An 18,742-nucleotide genomic window follows, 5' to 3' on the forward strand; every position below is an offset into this window, starting at 1 on the left:
GGGAACCGCGCCTCGGTGCGGTTACGCACGGGTGAACCGTGCGTAACCCCTCTGCCGGAAGGGGAGGGTCCGGGCATGCGCACGTCTGACGACATCCCTGCCCGCGACGGCCGGACCCGTGCCGTCGTTCTCGGTGGCGGCATGGCCGGGCTGCTGGCCGCCGCCGTGCTCGTCCGGCACGTCGACGAGGTCGTGGTCGTCGACCGGGACCGGATGCCCGAGGGGCCGCTGCCCCGCAAGGGGCTGCCGCAGGCCCGGCACGCGCACCTGCTGATGTCCGGCGGCGCGCGGGCGGTGGAGTCGCTGCTGCCGGGCACGCTCGACGGGTGGGTGAGCGCGGGCGCCCGGCGGCTGGCGCTGCCGACGGGGCTGGTGGCCCTGGGGCCCGGCGGCTGGTTCCCGCGCTGGCCCGGCACGCAGTACCTCCTGGCCTGCACCCGCGACCTGCTGGACCTCGTCGTCCGCGCGCGGGTCCTGGCCCTGCCCGGCATCGTGCTGCGGGAGGGCACCGAGGCGGTCGCCCTGCTCGGTGACGTCCGCCGGGTCACGGGCGTACGGGTCCGGGACGCCGGTACGGGCGCCGGCGGGACGCTGGAGGCCGATCTGGTAGTCGACGCCTCCGGGCGGGGCTCGCGGGCCGCGCGCCGGCTCACCGAGCTGGGGCTGCCGGTCGTCCACGAGGAGACCGTGGACTCCGGGCTGGTCTACGCCACCCGGATCTTCCAGGCACCGCCGGAGTCCGAGCGGTTCCCGGTCGTCAGCGTCCAGGCCGACCCGCGCCGGCGGAGGCCGGGCCAGGGCGCCGTGCTGGTCCCCGTCGAGGGCGGCCGCTGGCTGGTCACCACCTCCGGCACCCGGGGCGGGGAACCCTCGGGGGAGGCGGGGGAGTTCGAGCCGTTCCTCCGGGCCCTGCGCGATCCGCTCATCGCCGACCTCGTCGCGCGCGCCGAGCCGCTGACGGACGTGGCGCTCACCCGCAGCACGGTCAACCGGCGCCGGTTCTTCGAGCGGCTGCCCGCGCCGCCCGACGGGTTCGTCGCCCTTGGGGACGCCCTCGCGACCTTCAACCCCGTGTACGGGCAGGGCCTTTCGGTGGCGGCCCGGAGCGCCGTGGTGCTGCGCGACACGCTCGCCCTGCGGAGCGTCCGTGCGCCGGGTCTGGCCCCGGACCTCCAGCGACGGGTCGCCCGCGCGGCGAGCGGGCCCTGGGACCTGGCCACCGGCGAGGACATCAACTACCCCGGCGCGATCGGCGCGCCGCCGCCGGCGGCCACCCGGCTGCTGCGCGGCTATGTCCAGCGGCTGATGCGGACGGCGACCGGCGACCCGGTGGTGCTGAAGGCGCTGATGGACGTGATGACGCTGTCCGCGCCGATGACCGAGCTGCTCAGACCGTCCGTGGCGCTCTGCGTCGCGCGCGGCCCCGGGCGGGCCGGTCGCCGGGGCGGGCCGCCGATCACGGCGGCGGAGCTCGCGCTGTGCGGGCTGCCGCCGCGCTGAGGGGTCAGCGGCGCAGCGCCACCGGCGGCAGGAACTCCCGCTCCAGCGTGCGGTGCCACCAGGCGCCGGTGGCCCGCAGCTCCCGCCACGTGGTGAAGCGGTAGAGGTAGACCCGGGCCCGTACGTACGTGGGCGGGGCGCCGGGGAAGGGGTTGTGGCGCAGCAGCCGCAGGGTGTCCCGGTCGCCCTCCAGCAGCCGCTCGACGAACGGGCCGAACCAGGACTGCGCGTAGGCCGGCGAGATCCCCGCGAACCACATCATCCAGTCGAGCCGCAGGTGGTACGGGGCGAACTGGCGCGGCAGCCGACGGGGGTCGCCGGGCTTGCCCTTGAAGCCGTACTCCCGCCACACCGTGCCGGGGCCGACCTCCGCCGTGTCCGTGCCCTCGACGACCACCTCGTGCCGGAGCCGGTTGACGCTGCCGAAGGCGCCGTAGGTGTTGACCAGGTGGAAGGCGTTGAAGGACATGTTCATGCGCTGGTTCCGCGAGAGCATGTTGCGCACCGGCCACCAGCTGAGCACGGCCACCAGGGCGGTCGCGGCGAGCGCGAGCACCTCGAACCAGACCGGGGCCCCGCCCATGGCCCCGTGCGCGGGCAGCCCCAGCGCGTCGGCCATGCGGTCCCCGTCGACGGCGGAGAAGGCGAGGACGATCGTCACCCAGTTGAGCCAGGAGAAGTTGCCGGAGGCGACGAGCCAGAGCTGGGTGCAGATGATCACGCCGGCGGCGACGCTCGCGACGGGCTGCGGGGTGAAGAGGCCGAGCGGCACGACCAGCTGCGCGACGTGGTTGGCGGCCACCTCGACGCGGTGCAGGGGGCGGGGCAGGCGGTGGAAGAACCAGCTCAGCGGGCCCGGCATCGGCTGTGTCTCGTGGTGGTAGTACAGGCACGTCAGGTCCCGCCAGCAGCGGTCCCCGCGCATCTTGATCAGCCCGGCGCCGAACTCGACGCGGAAGAGCAGCCAGCGCATCAGCCACAGCACCAGCACCGGCGGGCCGGTCCGGGCGTTGCCGAGGAAGACGGCGAGGAAGCCCGCCTCCAGCAGCAGCGACTCCCAGCCGAAGGCGTACCAGGTCTGGCCGACATTGACGATCGACAGGTACATCACCCACAGGGCGGCCCACATCAGCACCGACGTCCACAGCGGCACCGCGTCCGCGGCGCCCGCGAGGACCGCCGCCGAGAGGGCGGCGCCCGCCCAGGCCCAGGCGGCGAAGAAGCGGTCGGAGTAGTGCAGCACGAAGACGCCCGGGGCGCGGAGGAAGGGCAGGCCGCGCACGTGGCGCGGTACGGGCAGCATGCCGCGCTCGCCGATGAGCGCGCGGAACTGGAGGGCGGCCGTGAGGAAGGCGGTCAGGTAGACGGCGGCGAGCGCGCGCTGCACCACCAGCCGGCTCAGCCAGTACCCGGAGACCGTGAACCACTCCATGGCGTATCCGTACCACCCTGGAGCGTGCAGTCACATCGAAGAAACGGGCAAAAGGTGTCAGAGTAGCTCTATGGTTGATCGGGGAGCGACGCCTGCCGCCGTGCCGGCCGGATCGGTGCCGGACGACTGGCCCGCTCGCCCGGAGCGGTGCGCCGCCCTCAACCGCGTCGGCACCTTCGACTGGGACCTCGTCAGCGGCAGGCTCCACCTGGACGGGACCGCCCTGGAGGTGCTCAACGTCCCCCCGGGCCGGTTCGAGGGCAGGATCACCGACCTCACCGGCCGGCTGCCGCGCGCCGACGCCTCCGGGCTCGACGCCCTCGTCTCCCGCGCCCTGAAGGACGGCAGCGAGACCTACGGCGCCTACTACCGGGTCCGCGCCGACGACGACTCCCTGCGCTGGACCTACACCCAGGGCCGCATCCAGCGCGACGACCAGGGCCGCCCCTGCCGCATCGTCGGCATCGTCCGCGACGCCACCGTGGAGCTGGAGGCGGCCGGGCCCCGCCTGCCGGACCTGGAGGCGCGCGACACCACCACCGTCGTCGAGACGCTCACCGCGGCCCTCGCCCACGCCAGGACCGTCCAGGACGTCATCGACTTCTTCAAGGACTCCCAGGCCATCCAGCACATCGGCTGCGACCTGCTCGTCCTCGGCCTCGTCGAGTCCGGCCGGATCCACCTGGTCGCGGAGGGCCCCGAGGAGCACTACATCCCCGGCACCCGCTACACCCGCATCGACGACGCCTTCCCCATGAGCGAGGTCGTCCGCACCATGGCGCCGCGCTTCATCGAGTCGCGCGAGGACTTCGCCACCTCCTACCCCTGGCTGTGGGAGAACATCGAGGACATCGGCATCTCCTGCGCCGCCTACCTCCCCCTCATCGCCCAGGCCCGCCCCATCGGCGCCCTCGGCCTGCTCTACCGCAGCACCCGCGGCTTCACCCAGCAGGAGCGCAACCTCTTCATCGCCCTCTCCAGCAGCCTCGCCCAGGCCATCGCCCGCGCGATGCTCTTCGACCAGGAGCACGACCTCGCCGAGGGGCTCCAGCAGGCCATGCTCCCGCGCCGGATCCCCGACGTCCCCGGCGCGCAGATCGCCGTCCGCTACCGCGCCGCCCGGATGGGCCGGGACATCGGCGGCGACTGGTACGACGTGATCCCGCTGCCCGGCGGCCGGGTCGGCGCCGTCATCGGCGACGTCCAGGGGCACGACACCCACGCCGCCGCCGTCATGGGCCAACTGCGCATCGTCCTGCGGGCCTACGCCAGCGAGGGCCACGCCCCGGCCACCATCATGGCGCGCGCCTCCTCCTTCCTCCACGAGCTCGACACCGACCGCTTCGCCACCTGCTCCTACGCCGAGGCCGACCTCTCCACCGGCGTCGTCCAGCTCGTCCGCGCGGGCCACATCGACCCGCTGCTGCGGCACGCCGACGGCACCGCCCGCCGGCTGCCCGTCGCCGGCGGCCTGCCGCTCGGCCTCTCCGCCGAGTTCGGCCGCCTCGACTACCCCGTGACCACGGTGGAGCTGGACCCCGGCGAGACCCTGCTGATGTTCACCGACGGCCTCGTCGAACAGCCCGGCTCCGACCTCGACGAAGGCATGCAGTACCTCACGAGCCTCGTCGGCGAGGGCCCCTACGACCTGCACGAGCTCGCCGACCGGCTGTGCGACGTGATCGAGGAGCGGGTCGGCGAGGACGACATGGCCGTCCTGCTGCTGCGCCGGCACGGCTCCACCGCCCGGCACGGTGGCCGCCTCCAGCAGCACATCGCGCCCGCCGACCCCGAGGCCCTCTCCGCCGGCCGGCACATGATCCGGGCGGCGGTTCGGGCCTGGGGCGCCCGGGAGCGCTCGGACGAGATCGAGCTCGTCGCCGACGAGCTGGTCACCAACGCCCTCCTGCACACCGACGGCGCGGCCGTGGTGACGATCCGTATGCTCACCGGCCCCGAACGCCGGCTGCGCGTCGAGGTGGAGGACCGCTCCAGCGCCCTGCCGCGCCGCCGCGAACCCGGCGAGTCCGGGGTCTCCGGGCGCGGCCTGCTGCTGGTGGACCGGCTCGCCGACGTCTGGGGGGTCGAGTCGCGGGGCACCGGCAAGTCGGTGTGGTGCGAGTTCGTCGTGCCGGGGCGGCACGAGCTCGCCGAGCCCGACCCCGCTTCCGCGCGGGAACCGCGCCGTGAGCCGCGCCTGGCGGGAGAGCCTGGACCCCAATGACCCCACGGATAACGTGGGACACTACAAGCAACATTGCATATTCCGTCACTTGCCGGTGCACTGTCGTCTTTACGCCTTTTTCCACCCCCCTCGACGTAACGAAGGCCGAAGACCCATGTGGCAGAAGAGACCCACCCCGATCCGCCGCGCCGTGCTGTCCCTGGCGGTCGCGACCCTGGTGGCACCGATACTGACGCTGACTCAGGTGGCGCCCGCTCAGGCGTTCGGCACCATAGGGAAGTTCGGCCAGCAGACCGAACATGAGCGCATCACCCGCGCCGCCCTCGCCTGCCGGCCGGGCACCCCCTCCGACGGCACCTGCTTCGAACCCCGCTCCCTGGGCCAGATCGCCGGCCGCTCGGGCACCTTCGGCGCCGTCGGCGCGCCCGACACCGACGAGGTCTTCACCCCCGCCGCCCACTGCGACGACGCCGACCACCTCACCTCGCCCGGCTATCCGCGCACCCGCGCCGAGGCCACCCGCGCGCTCCAGGGCTGTGTCGGTCAGCTCCAGAACCGCTTCGCCCAGGGCGTCACCGCCGCCGCCGGAACCCTTAACGCCGACGGCACCGTCGCGCCCGGCGAGAGCGACCTCGGCAAGGACTGCACCTTCTCCCTCGGGGTGCCCGGCCGCGACAAGTGCGAGGCCATTGAGGGCCTCGGCCGCGCCCTGCACGGCGTCCAGGACTTCTACTCCCACAGCAATTGGACCGACCGGGCCGCATCCGGCAGCGTGGGCAGGACCAACCCGCCCGGCCTCGACCTCCCCGCGCCCTCCCCGCTGCTCACGCTCACCGGCGGCCGGCCGCTCCTCGCCTCCTCCGTCCCCGACGGACTCACCACCGGCTGCTTCTCGCTCGTCCCCCTCGGCTGCGGCAAGCGCGTCCAGCACGGTGACCTCAACAAGGACACCGGGACCATCGACCCGGCCACCGGCGCCACCAGCGGACCCACCACCCCGCGCGGCAGGACCGGCGGCAACTTCGACCGCGCCGTCCAGGGCGCCGTCGCCGACACCCGCCGCCAGTGGGCCGACTTCCGCACCGCGCTCACCGGGACCTACGGCAAGGAGCGCGGCGAGCGCATCGCCTGCGTCCTGACCCACGACACTCCCGTACGCGACTGCGCGCCCCGCGGCTGACCGCCCGTACGGGGGAGCCGGTGCGCACCGATGTGAAGAGGCCAAGGTCACAGCGGCTGCCACTGCTGCCGGGCGCACCGGCTCCCCTAGCCTTCCCCCATGACGGTCCTGCCTGACGAAGGCTTCTCCCTGGCCGCCGAGTTCCCGGACGCGTCCCGTGGGCAATGGCAGCGCCTGGTGGAAGGCGTGCTACGCAAAGCGGGCACAACGGATGCATCCGGCCCGGCGGCCGAGGCCGCGCTGGCCACCCGGCTCCAGGACGGGCTGGCGACCAGCCCCCTCTACACCGCCGAGGACGCCGACACCGCGTCCGGGCGTCCCGGATACCCCGGCTTCCCGCCGTTCGTCCGCGGCGGACGACCGGAGGGGACCGCGGTCACGGGCTGGGACATCCGCCAGCGCCACGCCCACCCCGACCCCCGGCGGGCCAACGAGGCCGTCCTCGCCGACCTGGAGAACGGGGTCACCTCCCTCTGGCTGACCGTCGGTGACCAGGGGCTGCCCGTGGACGGCCTCGCCACCGCGCTCGACGGCGTCTACCTCGACCTGGCCCCCGTCGTCCTCGACGCCGGCGCCGGCTTCGAGCCCGCCGCCCACGCGCTCCTCGGCCTGTACGAGGAGCGCCGCGTACCCCGCGGCGACGCCGCGGGCAACCTCGGCGCAGACCCGCTCGCCGTCCTCGCCCGCACCGGCGGCGACGGCGACCCCGCCGGCCCCCTGGCCGCGGCCGCCGCTCTCGCCGCCCGCTGCCACCGCGACCTCCCCGGCCTGCGCGCCCTCACCGTCGACGCGCTGCCCTACCACGACGCCGGCGGCTCCCCGGCACAGGAACTCGGCTGCTCCCTCGCCACCGGCGTCGCCTACCTCCGCGCCCTCACCGGCGCCGGCATGGGCGCCGACGCCGCCTGCGCCCAGCTGGAGTTCCGCTACGCCGCCACCGCCGACCAGTTCCTGACCATCGCCAAGCTGCGCGCCGCGCGCCGGCTCTGGGCGCGGGTCGCCGAGGTCAGCGGGGTCACGGGCGCCGCCGCCGCGCAGCGGCAGCACGCCGTCACCTCGGCGGTGATGATGACCCGCCGGGACCCCTGGGTGAACATGCTGCGCACCACCGTCGCCTGCCTGGCGGCCGGGGTCGGCGGCGCCGACGCCGTCACCGTCCTGCCCTTCGACGACGCCCTCGGCCTGCCCGACGCCTTCGCGCGCCGCGTCGCCCGCAACACCTCCTCGATCCTGCTGGAGGAGTCCCACCTGGCCCGGGTCGTCGACCCGGCGGGCGGCTCCTGGTACGTCGAACGGCTCACCGACGAGCTCGCCCACGCCGCCTGGGCCTGGTTCCAGGAGCTGGAGCGCGCCGGCGGACAGGCCGCGGCGCTCCGCTCCGGCCTGGTCGCCGAGCGGCTGGCCGATACCTGGGAACGCCGCTCCGCCGACCTCGCCACCCGCCGCGAACCCGTCACCGGCGTCAGCGAGTTCCCGAACCTCGGCGAGCAGCCCGTGGTCCGCGAGCCCCTCCCCGGTGGCCCCGGCGCGGCCGGCCCGCACCCGGGCGGCCTGCCGAAGGTCCGCCGCGACGAGGCGTACGAGGCGCTGCGCGCCCGCTCCGACGCCCATCTGGCCGCCACCGGCGCCCGCCCCCGTGTGCTCCTCGCCGCGCTCGGCCCCGCCGCCGCCCACACCGGCCGCGCCACCTTCGCCGCCAACCTCTTCCAGGCGGGCGGCGTCGAGCCGGTGCACGACCCCGTGACCGTCGACGCGGAGACCGCCGCCGACGCCCTCGCGCGCAGCGGCGCCACCGTCGCCTGCCTGTGCTCCAGCGACAAGCTCTACGCCGAGCAGGCCGCGGCCGTCGCCACCGCCCTCAAGGCCGCGGGCGCCCGTCGGGTGTTCCTCGCCGGCCGGCCGGGCACGGAGGAACGGGAAGCGTATCTACGGGCCGGGGTCGACGAGTTCGTCTTCGCGGGCGGCGACGCGGTCGCCGTCCTCTCCTCCGTCCTCGACCGCATGGGAGTGGCGTGATGTCGATCCCCGACTTCTCCGGCATCGACCTGGGGCCCGCTTCCGCCGCCCCCGCCGACCCGGCGGCCTGGCGCGCCGCGCTGAAGGAGAGCACCGGCAGGAGCGCCGAGGACCTCCTCTGGGAGACCCCCGAGGGCATCGGCGTCAAGCCGCTCTACACCGCCGACGACCTCCAGGGCCTGGACTTCCTCGGCACCTACCCCGGCGTCGCGCCGTACCTGCGCGGCCCGTACCCCACGATGTACGTCAACCAGCCCTGGACCATCCGGCAGTACGCCGGGTTCTCCACGGCCGAGGAGTCCAACGCCTTCTACCGCCGCAATCTGGCGGCCGGTCAGAAGGGCCTGTCCGTCGCCTTCGACCTGCCGACCCACCGCGGCTACGACAGCGACCACCCGCGCGTCACCGGCGACGTGGGCATGGCGGGCGTCGCCATCGACTCCATCTACGACATGCGGCAGCTCTTCGACGGCATCCCGCTGGACAGGATGAGCGTGTCGATGACGATGAACGGCGCGGTGCTGCCCGTCCTCGCCCTCTACATCGTCGCCGCCGAGGAACAGGGCGTACCGCCCGAGAAGCTGGCCGGGACCATCCAGAACGACATCCTCAAGGAGTTCATGGTCCGCAACACCTACATCTATCCGCCGACGCCGTCGATGCGGATCATCTCGGACATCTTCTCCTACACCTCCCGGAAGATGCCGCGGTACAACTCCATCTCCATCTCCGGCTACCACATCCAGGAGGCCGGGGCGACGGCCGACCTGGAGCTGGCGTACACCCTCGCCGACGGGGTGGAGTACCTGAAGGCCGGCATCGAGGCCGGCCTGGACGTCGACGCGTTCGCGCCGCGGCTGTCCTTCTTCTGGGCGATCGGCATGAACTTCTTCATGGAGATCGCCAAGCTGCGGGCCGCCCGCCTGCTGTGGGCCAAGCTCGTCAAGCGCTTCGAGCCGCAGAACGCCAAGTCGCTGTCGCTGCGCACCCATTCGCAGACCTCCGGCTGGTCGCTGACCGCCCAGGACGTCTTCAACAACGTGGCGCGCACCTGCGTGGAGGCGATGGCCGCGACCCAGGGGCACACCCAGTCCCTGCACACCAACGCCCTCGACGAGGCGCTCGCGCTGCCCACCGACTTCTCCGCCCGTATCGCCCGCAACACCCAGCTGCTGCTCCAGCAGGAGTCCGGGACCTGCCGGGTCATCGACCCCTGGGGCGGCAGCGCCTACGTCGAGAAGCTGACCCACGACCTCGCCCGCCGTGCCTGGCAGCACATCGAGGAGGTCGAGGCGGCCGGCGGCATGGCCAAGGCGATCGACGCGGGCATCCCGAAGCTCCGTGTCGAGGAGGCGGCGGCCCGTACCCAGGCCCGCATCGACTCCGGCCGGCAGCCCGTGATCGGCGTCAACAAGTACCGCGTCGACAGCGACGAGCAGATCGAGGTGCTCAAGGTCGACAACTCCTCCGTGCGCACCCAGCAGATCGAGAAGCTGCGCCGGCTGCGCGCCGAGCGCGACGAGGCCGTCTGCCAGGACGCGCTGCGCGCGCTCACCGCGGCGGCCGCGTCCGGCCCCGGCGCCGGGCTGGAGGGCAATCTGCTGGCCCTCGCCGTGGACGCCGCCCGCGCCAAGGCGACCGTGGGCGAGATCTCGGACGCCCTGGAGAAGGTGTACGGGCGGCACGCCGGGCAGATCCGTACGATCTCCGGTGTGTACCGTGACGAGGCCGGACCGTCGTCCGGCGTGGAGCGCACCCGCGCGCTGGTCGAGGCGTTCGAGCGGGAGGACGGCCGCCGTCCCCGCATCCTGGTCGCCAAGATGGGCCAGGACGGCCACGACCGCGGCCAGAAGGTCATCGCCACCGCCTTCGCCGACCTCGGCTTCGACGTCGACGTCGGCCCGCTCTTCCAGACGCCCGAGGAGGTCGCCCGGCAGGCGGTGGAGGCCGACGTGCACATCGTCGGCGTCTCCTCGCTCGCCGCGGGCCACCTCACGCTCGTGCCCGCGCTGCGCGAGCAACTGGCCGAGCAGGGCCGGGAGGACATCATGATCGTCGTCGGAGGTGTCATCCCGCCGCAGGACGTGCCCACGCTCCTGGAGATGGGCGCGGCCGCGGTGTTCCCGCCCGGCACGGTCATCCCGGACGCCGCCCACGACCTGCTGAAGACGCTGGCCGACGCGCTCGGCCACGAGCTGTGAGCCCGGACCGCTGATGGCGCGCGCGATCGACATCGACGCCTACGTCAAGGGCGTGCTCGACGGCAAGCGGGCGATGGTGGCGCGGGCCATCACGCTGGTGGAGTCCACCCGGGCCGACCACCGCGAGCAGGCCCAGCGGATGCTGACCGAGCTGCTCCCGCACGCGGGCGGGGCCCGGCGGATCGGCATCACGGGCGTGCCCGGTGTCGGCAAGTCCACCTTCATCGACGCCCTCGGCACGATGCTCACCGGGCTCGGGCACAAGGTCGCCGTGCTCGCCGTCGACCCGTCCTCCAGCAGGACGGGCGGCAGCATCCTGGGCGACAAGACCCGGATGGAGCGGCTCGCCGTCGATCCCGCCGCCTTCGTCCGGCCCTCGCCCACCGCCGGCACGCTCGGCGGGGTGGCGCGGGCGACCCGCGAGACGATCGTCGTGATGGAGGCCGCCGGCTACGACGTGGTGCTGGTGGAGACCGTCGGCGTCGGCCAGTCCGAGACCGCCGTCGCCGACATGGTCGACACCTTCCTGATGCTCACCCTGGCCCGCACCGGCGACCAGCTCCAGGGCATCAAGAAGGGCGTCCTGGAGCTCGCCGACCTCGTCGCCGTCAACAAGGCCGACGGGCCGCACGAGCGCGACGCCAAGGCCGCCGCCCGCGAACTGGCGGGCGCGCTGCGCCTGATGCAGGCGCCCGACGCGGCCTGGAACCCGCCGGTGCTCACGTGCAGCGCCCGCGAGGGCGCGGGCCTGGACACCCTGTGGGAGCGGCTGGAGCAGCACCGGCGGGTCCTCGACGCGACCGGCGAACTGGCCGGCCGGCGCCGGGAACAGCAGGTCGACTGGGTCTGGACGATGGTGCGTGAGCAGCTCCTGGGCGAGCTGCGCGAGCATCCCGGCGTCCGGCGGGAGACCCCGGGGCTCGAACAGCGGGTCCGCGAGGGCACCTTGCCGGCGAGCCTGGCCGCCGAGCGGCTGCTGGCGGCGTTCCGCTCGCCGCCCGGCCGTCCCTAGGGCGTCCCGGAGGCCTCCGGCTCGCGGGACGTCCTAGGGGCGGCCGGTGGCGTGGTCGCGCGCGGCCTCGCGAGGTGGCCGAGCCGGCGGGCGAGCGGCTCGGTCCAGCGCATGGCGAGCGGGCCGAGCAGGACGAGTACGAGGACGTACGCGGTGGCCAGCGGGCCGACGCGCGGCTCGACCCCGGTGGCCAGGCCGGCGATGACGATGGAGAACTCGCCCCGCGCGACCAGCGCGCCGCCCGCCCGCCACCGCCCCGCGGCCCCGACGCCCGCCCGGCGGGCCGCGTACCACCCGGTGGCGATCTTGGTGAGGGCCGTGACGGCGGCGAGCAGCAGCGCGGGGACGAGGACGGGCGGGATGTCGGCCGGGTCGGTGCTCAGGCCGAAGAACACGAAGAAGACGGCGGCGAACAGGTCGCGCAGCGGGGCGAGCAGGCTGCGGGCGCCCTCGGCGACCTCGTCCGAGAGCGCGATGCCGATGAGGAACGCGCCGACGGCCGCCGAGATGTGCAGTTCCTGCGTCAGGCCCGCGACGCACAGGGTGAGTCCGAGGACGACCAGGAGCAGCAGTTCGGGGTTGTCGGAGGAGACGGCGCGGCTGATGTGGTGGCCGTGCCGTACGGCGACGTAGAACACCGCGCCGACGGTGCCCAGGGCGATCAGCAGGGTGAGGCCGCCCTCGGTCAGGCTCAGCCCGGCGAGGAGCGCGGTGAGCACGGGCAGGTAGACGGCCATGGCGAGGTCCTCGATGACCAGGACGCCGACGATGACCGGGGTCTCGCGGTGGCCGAGGCGGCCGAGGTCGCCGAGGGACTTGGCGACGACGCCGGAGGAGGAGATCCAGGTGACGCCGGCCAGGGCCACCGCGGCGAGCGCGCCCCAGCCCAGGAGCAGGGCGGCGAGGGCGCCGGGGAGGGCGTTGAGGACGAAGTCGACGGCGCCGGAGGGATATTGGGTCCGGAGGCTGGCGGCCAGTTCGGAGCCGGTGTACTCCAGGCCGAGGAGGAGCAGCAGCAGGGTGACGCCGATGTCGGCGCCGGTGGCGACGAACGACTCGCTGGCGCTGAGCGGGCGGATGCCGCCGTGGCCGAAGGCGAGCCCGGCGAGCAGGTAGAGGGGTATGGGGGAGAAGCCGATGCGGCCGGCGAGGCGGCCGAGGAGCCCCAGGCCCAGGATGACGGCCCCGAGTTCGATGAACAGCGCGGTGGTGTGGTGCATGGGCGGCTGACCTCCGGCGGTCGATGCGGCAGTGTCGTCCGTGCTGCGCGGATGCCGGCGAGGGGGCGTGCGCCATCGCCGGTGCGGTGGGGGCGTGCCGGGAACGGGTGTGCCGGGAGCGGGTAGGGAGAGAGGGGGGAGCGCGGGGTGTGTGGGGTGCGGGAGGCTTGGGGGAGGGGAGCCCGGGGCAGGGGCCCGGCGGGCCGGGGTGCGGCGTGCGTCAGCCGGTGATGTCCGTATCGGGCACGCCGTTCCGCGCACGGGTGTCGATGCGCGTGGAGCGGGGGAGGCGTGAGGTCGCCATCGCATGTCCCCCTCGTCGAGCCGGCGCCGGGGGCGCCGACGGATCCTCCCCTGGAGCGAGCACATGACCGTGGGGACGCTCAATGGAGCGAAGTCTTGGCTCGTTTGCACTCTAGCGGGCAATACAATCGGATAAACGGCGTCATTTCACCTAAGAGCGGTAAGACTGACGCGTGTTGTGCTCTCGTGCGCCGTGGAGGTCCGAGGGCGCACACAGGGCGTGAAGCCGTGGCCGGACTCAGGCCGGGCGGCCCACCCAGTGCACGCTGTAGTACGCGGCGCCGAAGTCGGGCCGCACCTCGACGTCCACCTTGGTCATCGCGTTCGCCGGGATGTCGAAGGCGAAGGAGGACGTACCGGACGCGCCGGCCGCCAGCGTCCCCGTGAACGGATTGCCCACGCCCCGCGCGCTGTCGAAGACCTGCCGCGCCGGTACGCCCTGCTCCCCGGCCTTCACCCGCACCAGGACCCCGGACACGCCGAAGCTCTTCCCCGTGCCGTTGGTGAGCGTGACCGTGAACGCGGCGGGGGAGTGCCCGGGCTGATGGCCGAGGGACGTGTCGCTCGGCGTGAACGCGACCGGCCGGGTCACCTTCACCTTCAGCCCGTTCGCGTAGGCGAAGGTGTCCTCGAACGCGACGACGCGGGAGCCTTCGGCGGAGGTGCGGGCGGCGGAGGGGGAGAGGGTCTGACCTGTGGTCACGCTGTCCTCGGGGGCGCGGGTGCCGCAGGCGGTGAGGGCGGTGGCGGCGACGAGGGTGGCGGCGGCCAGGCGCGCCGTCTGTGCGTGGGGTGGCGGTCCCATGTGGCCAGGGTGGGGGTGGGGGGTCGGTGTGCATCTTGGGTGTGGCGGGTGGGTGTGCCGCTGCGCGGGGCTTGTTCCCCACCCCGCCCCTTCCCGTAACCGGGGGCTTCGCCCCCAGACCCCCTTTCCGCGCTCCGCGCGGTGTCCTCAAACGCCGGACGGGCTGAAATCAGCCCGTCTGGGGGCACCTCCCAGCGGTAGCTGGGGGAGTTTGAGGACCGGGGTCCGGGGCGGAGCCCCGGTTCGGGAAGGGGCGGGGCTGGGGAAAGCCCCGGCCGGCCGCCGGGTGGGCCCATCGGGGGGAAGATTCGCGCGTTCCCGGGTGCGCACCCGCCCGCCGGGGCGCGGCCGCCCGTAGAAGTCCATGCATGCGCTCCCCGCGACGCCCGGCCCGCCACCTGCTCGCCGCCGTCCTCCTCGCCACCGCCCTGCTCGCCCCGCGCGCCGCCCCGGCCGCGGACGCCGCCGCGCCGGAGTGGCACCTGCGGTTCGCCGACGACTTCGACACGGACGTCCCGCGCGGGTCCTTCACCGACTGCGACCACCACCCGGACACGCCCCGGGCGTACTGCGGCGGACTCACCGGAGCCGTGCGCGAGGACTGGTGGGCGTACCCCGAGGGGTGGCCCGACACCGCGACGCAGCGTGGTCTGCCGGTCGGCGGCCACTACGATCCGGCCACCACGCTCTCCGTCTCCCACGGGAAGCTGCACATCCGCCTCTGGCGCGGCCGTACGGGAGGCGTGCACAGCGCCACCGTCGTCCCCAAGAAGCTGATGGGCATGCGCTACGGGAGGTACGAGGAGCGGTGGCGGGTCTCCCACGTCAGCGCGGGCTACAAGAGCGCCCATCTGCTCTGGCCGGTGGCCAAGGGCGGCTGCGCCGAGATCGACTTCCCCGAACTCGAATGGAACGCCACGGTCGCCGGCTTCGCCCACCCCGCGGGCTGCGGCCGTCAGTTCGCCGTGGACACCGGCGCCCGCTGGAGCCGCTGGCACACCTCGGTCATCGAGTGGCGCCCCGGCGACCTCCGCTTCCACCTCGACGGCGAACAGGTGGGCCGCACCACCCGCGAGGTCCCCGGCGCCCCCATGACCTGGGACATCCAGAACGAGTCGGCCCTCAACGGCGAGCGGGCCGCGCCCGGCTCGTGGTCCCGGCTCGACATCGATCACGTACGGGGCTGGAGCCGGGACTGAGCCGGCCCGGGCCTCGTCAGCCGGCGGACTCCCCGGCGTGCGGGCTGAGGGCGCCCGCCCCGACCAGCGCGAAGAGGAGGAGGCCGAGCAGGATCCGGTAGACGACGAAGGGCATGAAGCTCCTGGTCGTGATGAAGCGCATGAACCACGCGATCACCGCGTACCCGACCACGAACGCGATCACCGTGGCGAAGACCGTCGGCCCCCACGCCGTGTGTCCCTCGCCCGCGTCCTTCAGCTCGAAGAGGCCCGACGCGAGGACCGCGGGCACGGCGAGGAGGAAGGAGTAGCGGGCCGCGGCCTCACGGGTGTAGCCGAGGAAGAGGCCGCCGCTGATCGTCGCGCCGGAGCGGGAGACCCCGGGGACCAGGGCCATCGCCTGGCAGATCCCGAAGACCAGGCCGTCCTTGACGTTCAGGTCCGTCAGTTCCTTGCGCGGCCTGGCCGCCCGGTGCCGGCCGCCGGTCCCGTCGCGCGCCGCCAGCCGGTCGGCGACGCCCAGCACGACGCCCATCACGACGAGCGTCGTGGCGATCAGCCGCAGATCGCGGAACGGGCCCTCGATGGCGTCCTTCAGCACGAGCCCCAGCACGCCGATCGGGACCGAGCCGACGATCACCAGCCAGCCCGTCCGCGCGTCCGGGTCCTCGCGGGCCAGCCGCCGGTCGGACAGGGAGCGGAACCAGGCGGAGACGATGCGCGCGATGTCCTCGCGGAAGTACAGGAGGACGGCGGCCTCGGTGCCGATCTGGGTGACCGCCGTGAACGCGGCCCCCGGGTCCGGCCAGTCCGCGAAGGCGGCCGTCAGCCGCAGATGGGCGCTGGAGGAGATCGGCAGGAACTCCGTCAGCCCCTGGACGAGCCCGAGGACGAATGATTCGAACCAAGTCATGAGGCTTGTGCCATCCCGGTGACGATCGCGGACGCGTCCCGGCCGCGGGGGCGCACCCGACGCGGGCCGGCCGCCCGCCCCGTTCGAGGTGCCGGTCGGAAGGGATCATCCACCGGGCGGTGGGCACCCCGGTGACCCGCGGGTGAACGGCCGGCGAAGCCGGGGCTCCCGGGCCGGGCCGGTGTCAGGCCTGACCGGTCTCGAAGCGGCTGACCTTGCCGCCGTCGACGGTGAACCGCCACGCGGTCCGCATCTCGCCCCAGGTGTCGTTGCGGTAGCGGGCGACGAGGGAGCGGCCGTCCTCGGCCTCGGACTCCACGTCCATGTGTCCGCCGGAGGAGAAGATCTCCTTCTCGGACCACTCCTGGAGGTCCCGGTCCGAGCCGTCGTCGGACATCGTGGCGTCGGCGGTCAGGGCGGCCTGGAACGCCCGGCGGTCGTTGGCGTTGATCGCGTCGACCAGGGCGCGCACCGCGGGGTCGGACAGCTGCTCGGTGGGGATCACGGGCTCTCCTGGTCGGCCGGGGAGGGAACGCCCTCACGCTAAGCACGTCCGGCACCCCCTGCCACTCGGATGATCCACCACGGCCCGCCTCCACCATGTGTTCCCCGGCCCGCCGCCCGGCTACGCCCTCGTCCGGCCCCGCTTGCGCCACGCCACCACGACGGCCGCGAGCCCGGTGACCCCGATGAACGCCATGGCGGCCAGGAAGGCCGGGGACGTCGGCGTCGACGCGTGGCTGCCCGCGATCACGTACGCGGCGGTGTTGGGCACGCTGCCGATGCCGGTGGCCAGCAGGAAGGGCGCCCAGCCCATCCGGGACACGGCGGCGCAGTAGTTCGCGGCGGCGAACGGCACGCCCGGGAACAGCCGGATCGCCAGCATCGACCGGAAGCCGTGCCGGCTCAGCTGCCGGTCGGCGGCCGTCAGCCACCGCCCGCGCAGCAGGGGCCGCAGCGCGTCCTGCCCCAGCAGCCGGCCCAGACCGAAGGCGAGGCCCGAGCCCAGCACCGTGCCCGCCACGGCGGCCGCCGTGCCGAACGGGGAGCCGAAGAGCGCGCCCGCGGCGATGTTGAGGATCGGCCGGGGCACGAACGCCGCCGTGCACAGGCCGTACGCGACCGCGAAGAGCACCACCGCGGCGCCGCCGGACAGCTGCGGCGGCCAGCCGTCGGCGAGCAGCCGCTCCGGGCGGACGGCGACCACCGTCGCCGCGGCCCCGGCGAGCAGCACCACGAGCAGGCCGAGGCGGAACCACGGGGACAGCAGCGCACGGGAACTGCGCGCGGCGAATCCGGTGGGTCCGGCGGAGGGCGCGGCGGATCGGAGCATCGATGGAGCGTAACCGACGGGGGCGGGCGGCGGCCCCTAAGTCCGCGAGCCGGTACGGAACGAGCACATTCCGGCACCCGCGGTCCATCCGTCCGTCACCGCGCCGGTCACGCGGGCACGGCGCGCGGTGCCGCCCGCCGGGGGCCCGGGAGGCGGCGGACCAGGGCGGGGACCGGGAACGGGCGCCGCACCGCGAAAACCGTTCGACGCGCCGCGCCCCGCGCGCCAGCATCGACGGTGTGCGCCGGGCTGTGCTGGTCACGCGCCCCGCACCACGGCTCCAGGGAAAGGAACCATGACCGAGCAGGCCTACGCCCGTACCAAACCACACATCAACATCGGCACCATCGGCCCGCAGGGTCACGGCAAGACCACGCTCACCGCGGCCCTCGCCCGGACCCTCGGCACCACCGCACCCGTACCGCACGGCGCCACCGCCTGCCCCACGACCGGCATCACCCGCGTCGCCTACGAGACCGGCACCCGCCACTACGCGCACGCCGATCTGCCCGGCCACCCCCGCTACACCACGAACCTGCTCACCGGGGCCGCCCCGCTCGACGGAGCCGTCCTCGCCGTCTCCGCGTTCGACGGCGTCGTCCCCGCGACCGCGGCCCACCTGCTGCTCGCCCGCGCGGCCGGGGTGCGCCACCTCGTCGTCGCCCTCACCAAGGCGGACGCCGGCGGGCCCGAACTCACCGACCTCGCCGAGGCCGACGTCCGCGCGCTGCTGACCGCCCACGGACTCGACGGCCGGCACGCCGCCGTCGTCCGCGTCTCGGCGCTGCGCGCCCTGGACGGCGACCCGCGCTGGACCGGCGCCCTCGAAGCGCTCCTCGACGCCGTCGACACGTACGTACCCACCCCCGTGCGCCGCACCGGCCCGCCCCTCCTCCTGCCCGTCGAGCGGGCGTTCGCCCTCGACGGGTCCGGCACCGTCGTCACGGGCACGATCGAGCGCGGCACCGTCCGCCCCGGCGCCCGCGTCCGGCTGCTGGGCCCCGGGGGCGGCCCCCGGGACGCGGTGGTCACGGGCCTGGAGACCTTCGGCCGACCCATGGAGGCCGCGGTGGCGGGCGACTGCGTGGGGCTGCTCCTGCGCGGGGTCCGGCGCGAGGACGTGCGCCGCGGCGACACCGTCACCGCGCCCGGCGGCGCCGCGCCCCGGCGGCGCTTCACCGCCCGTCTCCGGCTGCCCGTCGCGGCGCAGGGCGGCCGGCACACGCCCGTGGCCACCGGTCACCGGGCGCAGTTCCACTTCCGTACGGCCGACGTCACCGGCACCCTCGACCTCGGCTCGCGCGGGTACGCCCGGCCCGGTGGGACGGCCGCCGTGACGGTCGTCCTGGACCACGCCCTGCCGCTGGAGACCGGGCTGTCCTTCGTGGCGCGCGAGGGCGGCCGGACGGTGGGGACGGGGGCGGTGACGGCCCTCCCGGAGGGGCGGCGCCCGGCACAATAGGG

14 protein-coding genes are annotated in these 18,742 nt (G+C 74.4%); 8 read left to right on the top strand and 6 right to left on the bottom strand.

The window, feature by feature from the left end; genetic code table 11:
• Positions 1-75: 75 nt before the first annotated feature.
• Positions 76-1,500: an FAD-dependent monooxygenase gene (locus tag SMD11_RS28370; RefSeq protein ID WP_087929146.1), complete on the top strand. Its 1,425-nt coding sequence runs from the start codon at positions 76-78 to the stop codon at positions 1,498-1,500.
• Positions 1,501-1,504: 4 nt separating this feature from the next.
• Here SMD11_RS28370 and SMD11_RS28375 read toward each other — a convergent pair whose 3' ends face one another.
• A complete protein-coding gene (locus SMD11_RS28375) occupies positions 1,505-2,932 on the bottom strand; it encodes a lipase maturation factor family protein (protein ID WP_087929147.1) in 1,428 nt (475 codons plus the stop codon).
• 70 nt (positions 2,933-3,002) lie between these two features.
• Here SMD11_RS28375 and SMD11_RS28380 point away from each other — a divergent pair, with 70 nt between their 5' ends.
• From SMD11_RS28380 to meaB, 5 genes are all read left to right on the top strand, one after another.
• The gene (locus SMD11_RS28380; protein ID WP_087929148.1) at positions 3,003-5,156 is read left to right on the top strand and encodes a SpoIIE family protein phosphatase; all 2,154 of its coding nucleotides are present in this window, start codon (positions 3,003-3,005) and stop codon (positions 5,154-5,156) included.
• 115 nt (positions 5,157-5,271) lie between these two features.
• Positions 5,272-6,297: a CinY protein gene (locus SMD11_RS28385; protein WP_087929149.1), complete on the top strand. Its 1,026-nt coding sequence runs from the start codon at positions 5,272-5,274 to the stop codon at positions 6,295-6,297.
• A gap of 99 nt (positions 6,298-6,396) precedes the next feature.
• Positions 6,397-8,313 carry a methylmalonyl-CoA mutase small subunit gene (gene mutA, locus SMD11_RS28390; RefSeq protein ID WP_087929150.1) on the top strand — a complete coding sequence of 639 codons (1,917 nt, stop codon included), beginning with the start codon at positions 6,397-6,399 and terminating at the stop codon, positions 8,311-8,313.
• Complete coding sequence (gene scpA / locus SMD11_RS28395; protein WP_087929151.1) at positions 8,313-10,514, top strand: methylmalonyl-CoA mutase; 2,202 nt, start codon at positions 8,313-8,315, stop codon at positions 10,512-10,514. The genes mutA and scpA overlap by 1 nt, the downstream gene beginning before the upstream one ends.
• A 13-nt stretch (positions 10,515-10,527) precedes the next feature.
• A complete protein-coding gene (gene meaB / locus SMD11_RS28400) occupies positions 10,528-11,526 on the top strand; it encodes a methylmalonyl Co-A mutase-associated GTPase MeaB (protein WP_087929152.1) in 999 nt (332 codons plus the stop codon).
• Here the strand turns inward: meaB and SMD11_RS28405 are convergent.
• A complete protein-coding gene (locus SMD11_RS28405) occupies positions 11,523-12,746 on the bottom strand; it encodes a cation:proton antiporter (RefSeq protein ID WP_087929153.1) in 1,224 nt (407 codons plus the stop codon). The two genes, meaB and SMD11_RS28405, sit on opposite strands and share 4 nt — an antisense overlap.
• 541 nt (positions 12,747-13,287) lie before the next feature.
• The gene (locus SMD11_RS35570; RefSeq protein WP_159395368.1) at positions 13,288-13,854 is read right to left on the bottom strand and encodes a hypothetical protein; all 567 of its coding nucleotides are present in this window, start codon (positions 13,852-13,854) and stop codon (positions 13,288-13,290) included.
• A 368-nt stretch (positions 13,855-14,222) separates the two neighbouring features.
• On the opposite strand from SMD11_RS35570, the gene SMD11_RS28420 reads away from it, so the two are divergent.
• On the top strand, positions 14,223-15,053 hold the full coding sequence (locus SMD11_RS28420) for a glycoside hydrolase family 16 protein (protein WP_087929155.1): 831 nt from the start codon (positions 14,223-14,225) through the stop codon (positions 15,051-15,053).
• A 16-nt stretch (positions 15,054-15,069) separates the two neighbouring features.
• Here the strand turns inward: SMD11_RS28420 and SMD11_RS28425 are convergent, their stop codons facing one another.
• The 3 genes from SMD11_RS28425 to SMD11_RS28435 all read right to left on the bottom strand — a co-directional run bounded on the left by SMD11_RS28425 (position 15,070) and on the right by SMD11_RS28435 (position 17,278).
• The gene (locus SMD11_RS28425; RefSeq protein WP_087929156.1) at positions 15,070-15,945 is read right to left on the bottom strand and encodes an undecaprenyl-diphosphate phosphatase; all 876 of its coding nucleotides are present in this window, start codon (positions 15,943-15,945) and stop codon (positions 15,070-15,072) included.
• 184 nt (positions 15,946-16,129) lie between these two features.
• Entirely contained in the window at positions 16,130-16,450 is a 321-nt protein-coding gene (locus SMD11_RS28430) for a nuclear transport factor 2 family protein (RefSeq protein WP_087929157.1), read from the bottom strand.
• A gap of 120 nt (positions 16,451-16,570) precedes the next feature.
• Positions 16,571-17,278 (bottom strand): TVP38/TMEM64 family protein, encoded by a 708-nt coding sequence (locus SMD11_RS28435; protein WP_087929158.1) that lies wholly within the window; start codon positions 17,276-17,278, stop codon positions 16,571-16,573.
• Between the two features lie 295 nt (positions 17,279-17,573).
• Here SMD11_RS28435 and SMD11_RS28440 point away from each other — a divergent pair, with 295 nt between their 5' ends.
• Positions 17,574-18,740, top strand: a complete 1,167-nt coding sequence (locus SMD11_RS28440; RefSeq protein ID WP_087929159.1) for a GTP-binding protein — start codon at positions 17,574-17,576, stop codon at positions 18,738-18,740.
• Positions 18,741-18,742: the final 2 nt, after the last annotated feature.

This window comes from Streptomyces albireticuli (assembly GCF_002192455.1).
GTDB classification, from domain to species: domain Bacteria; phylum Actinomycetota; class Actinomycetes; order Streptomycetales; family Streptomycetaceae; genus Streptomyces; species Streptomyces albireticuli_B.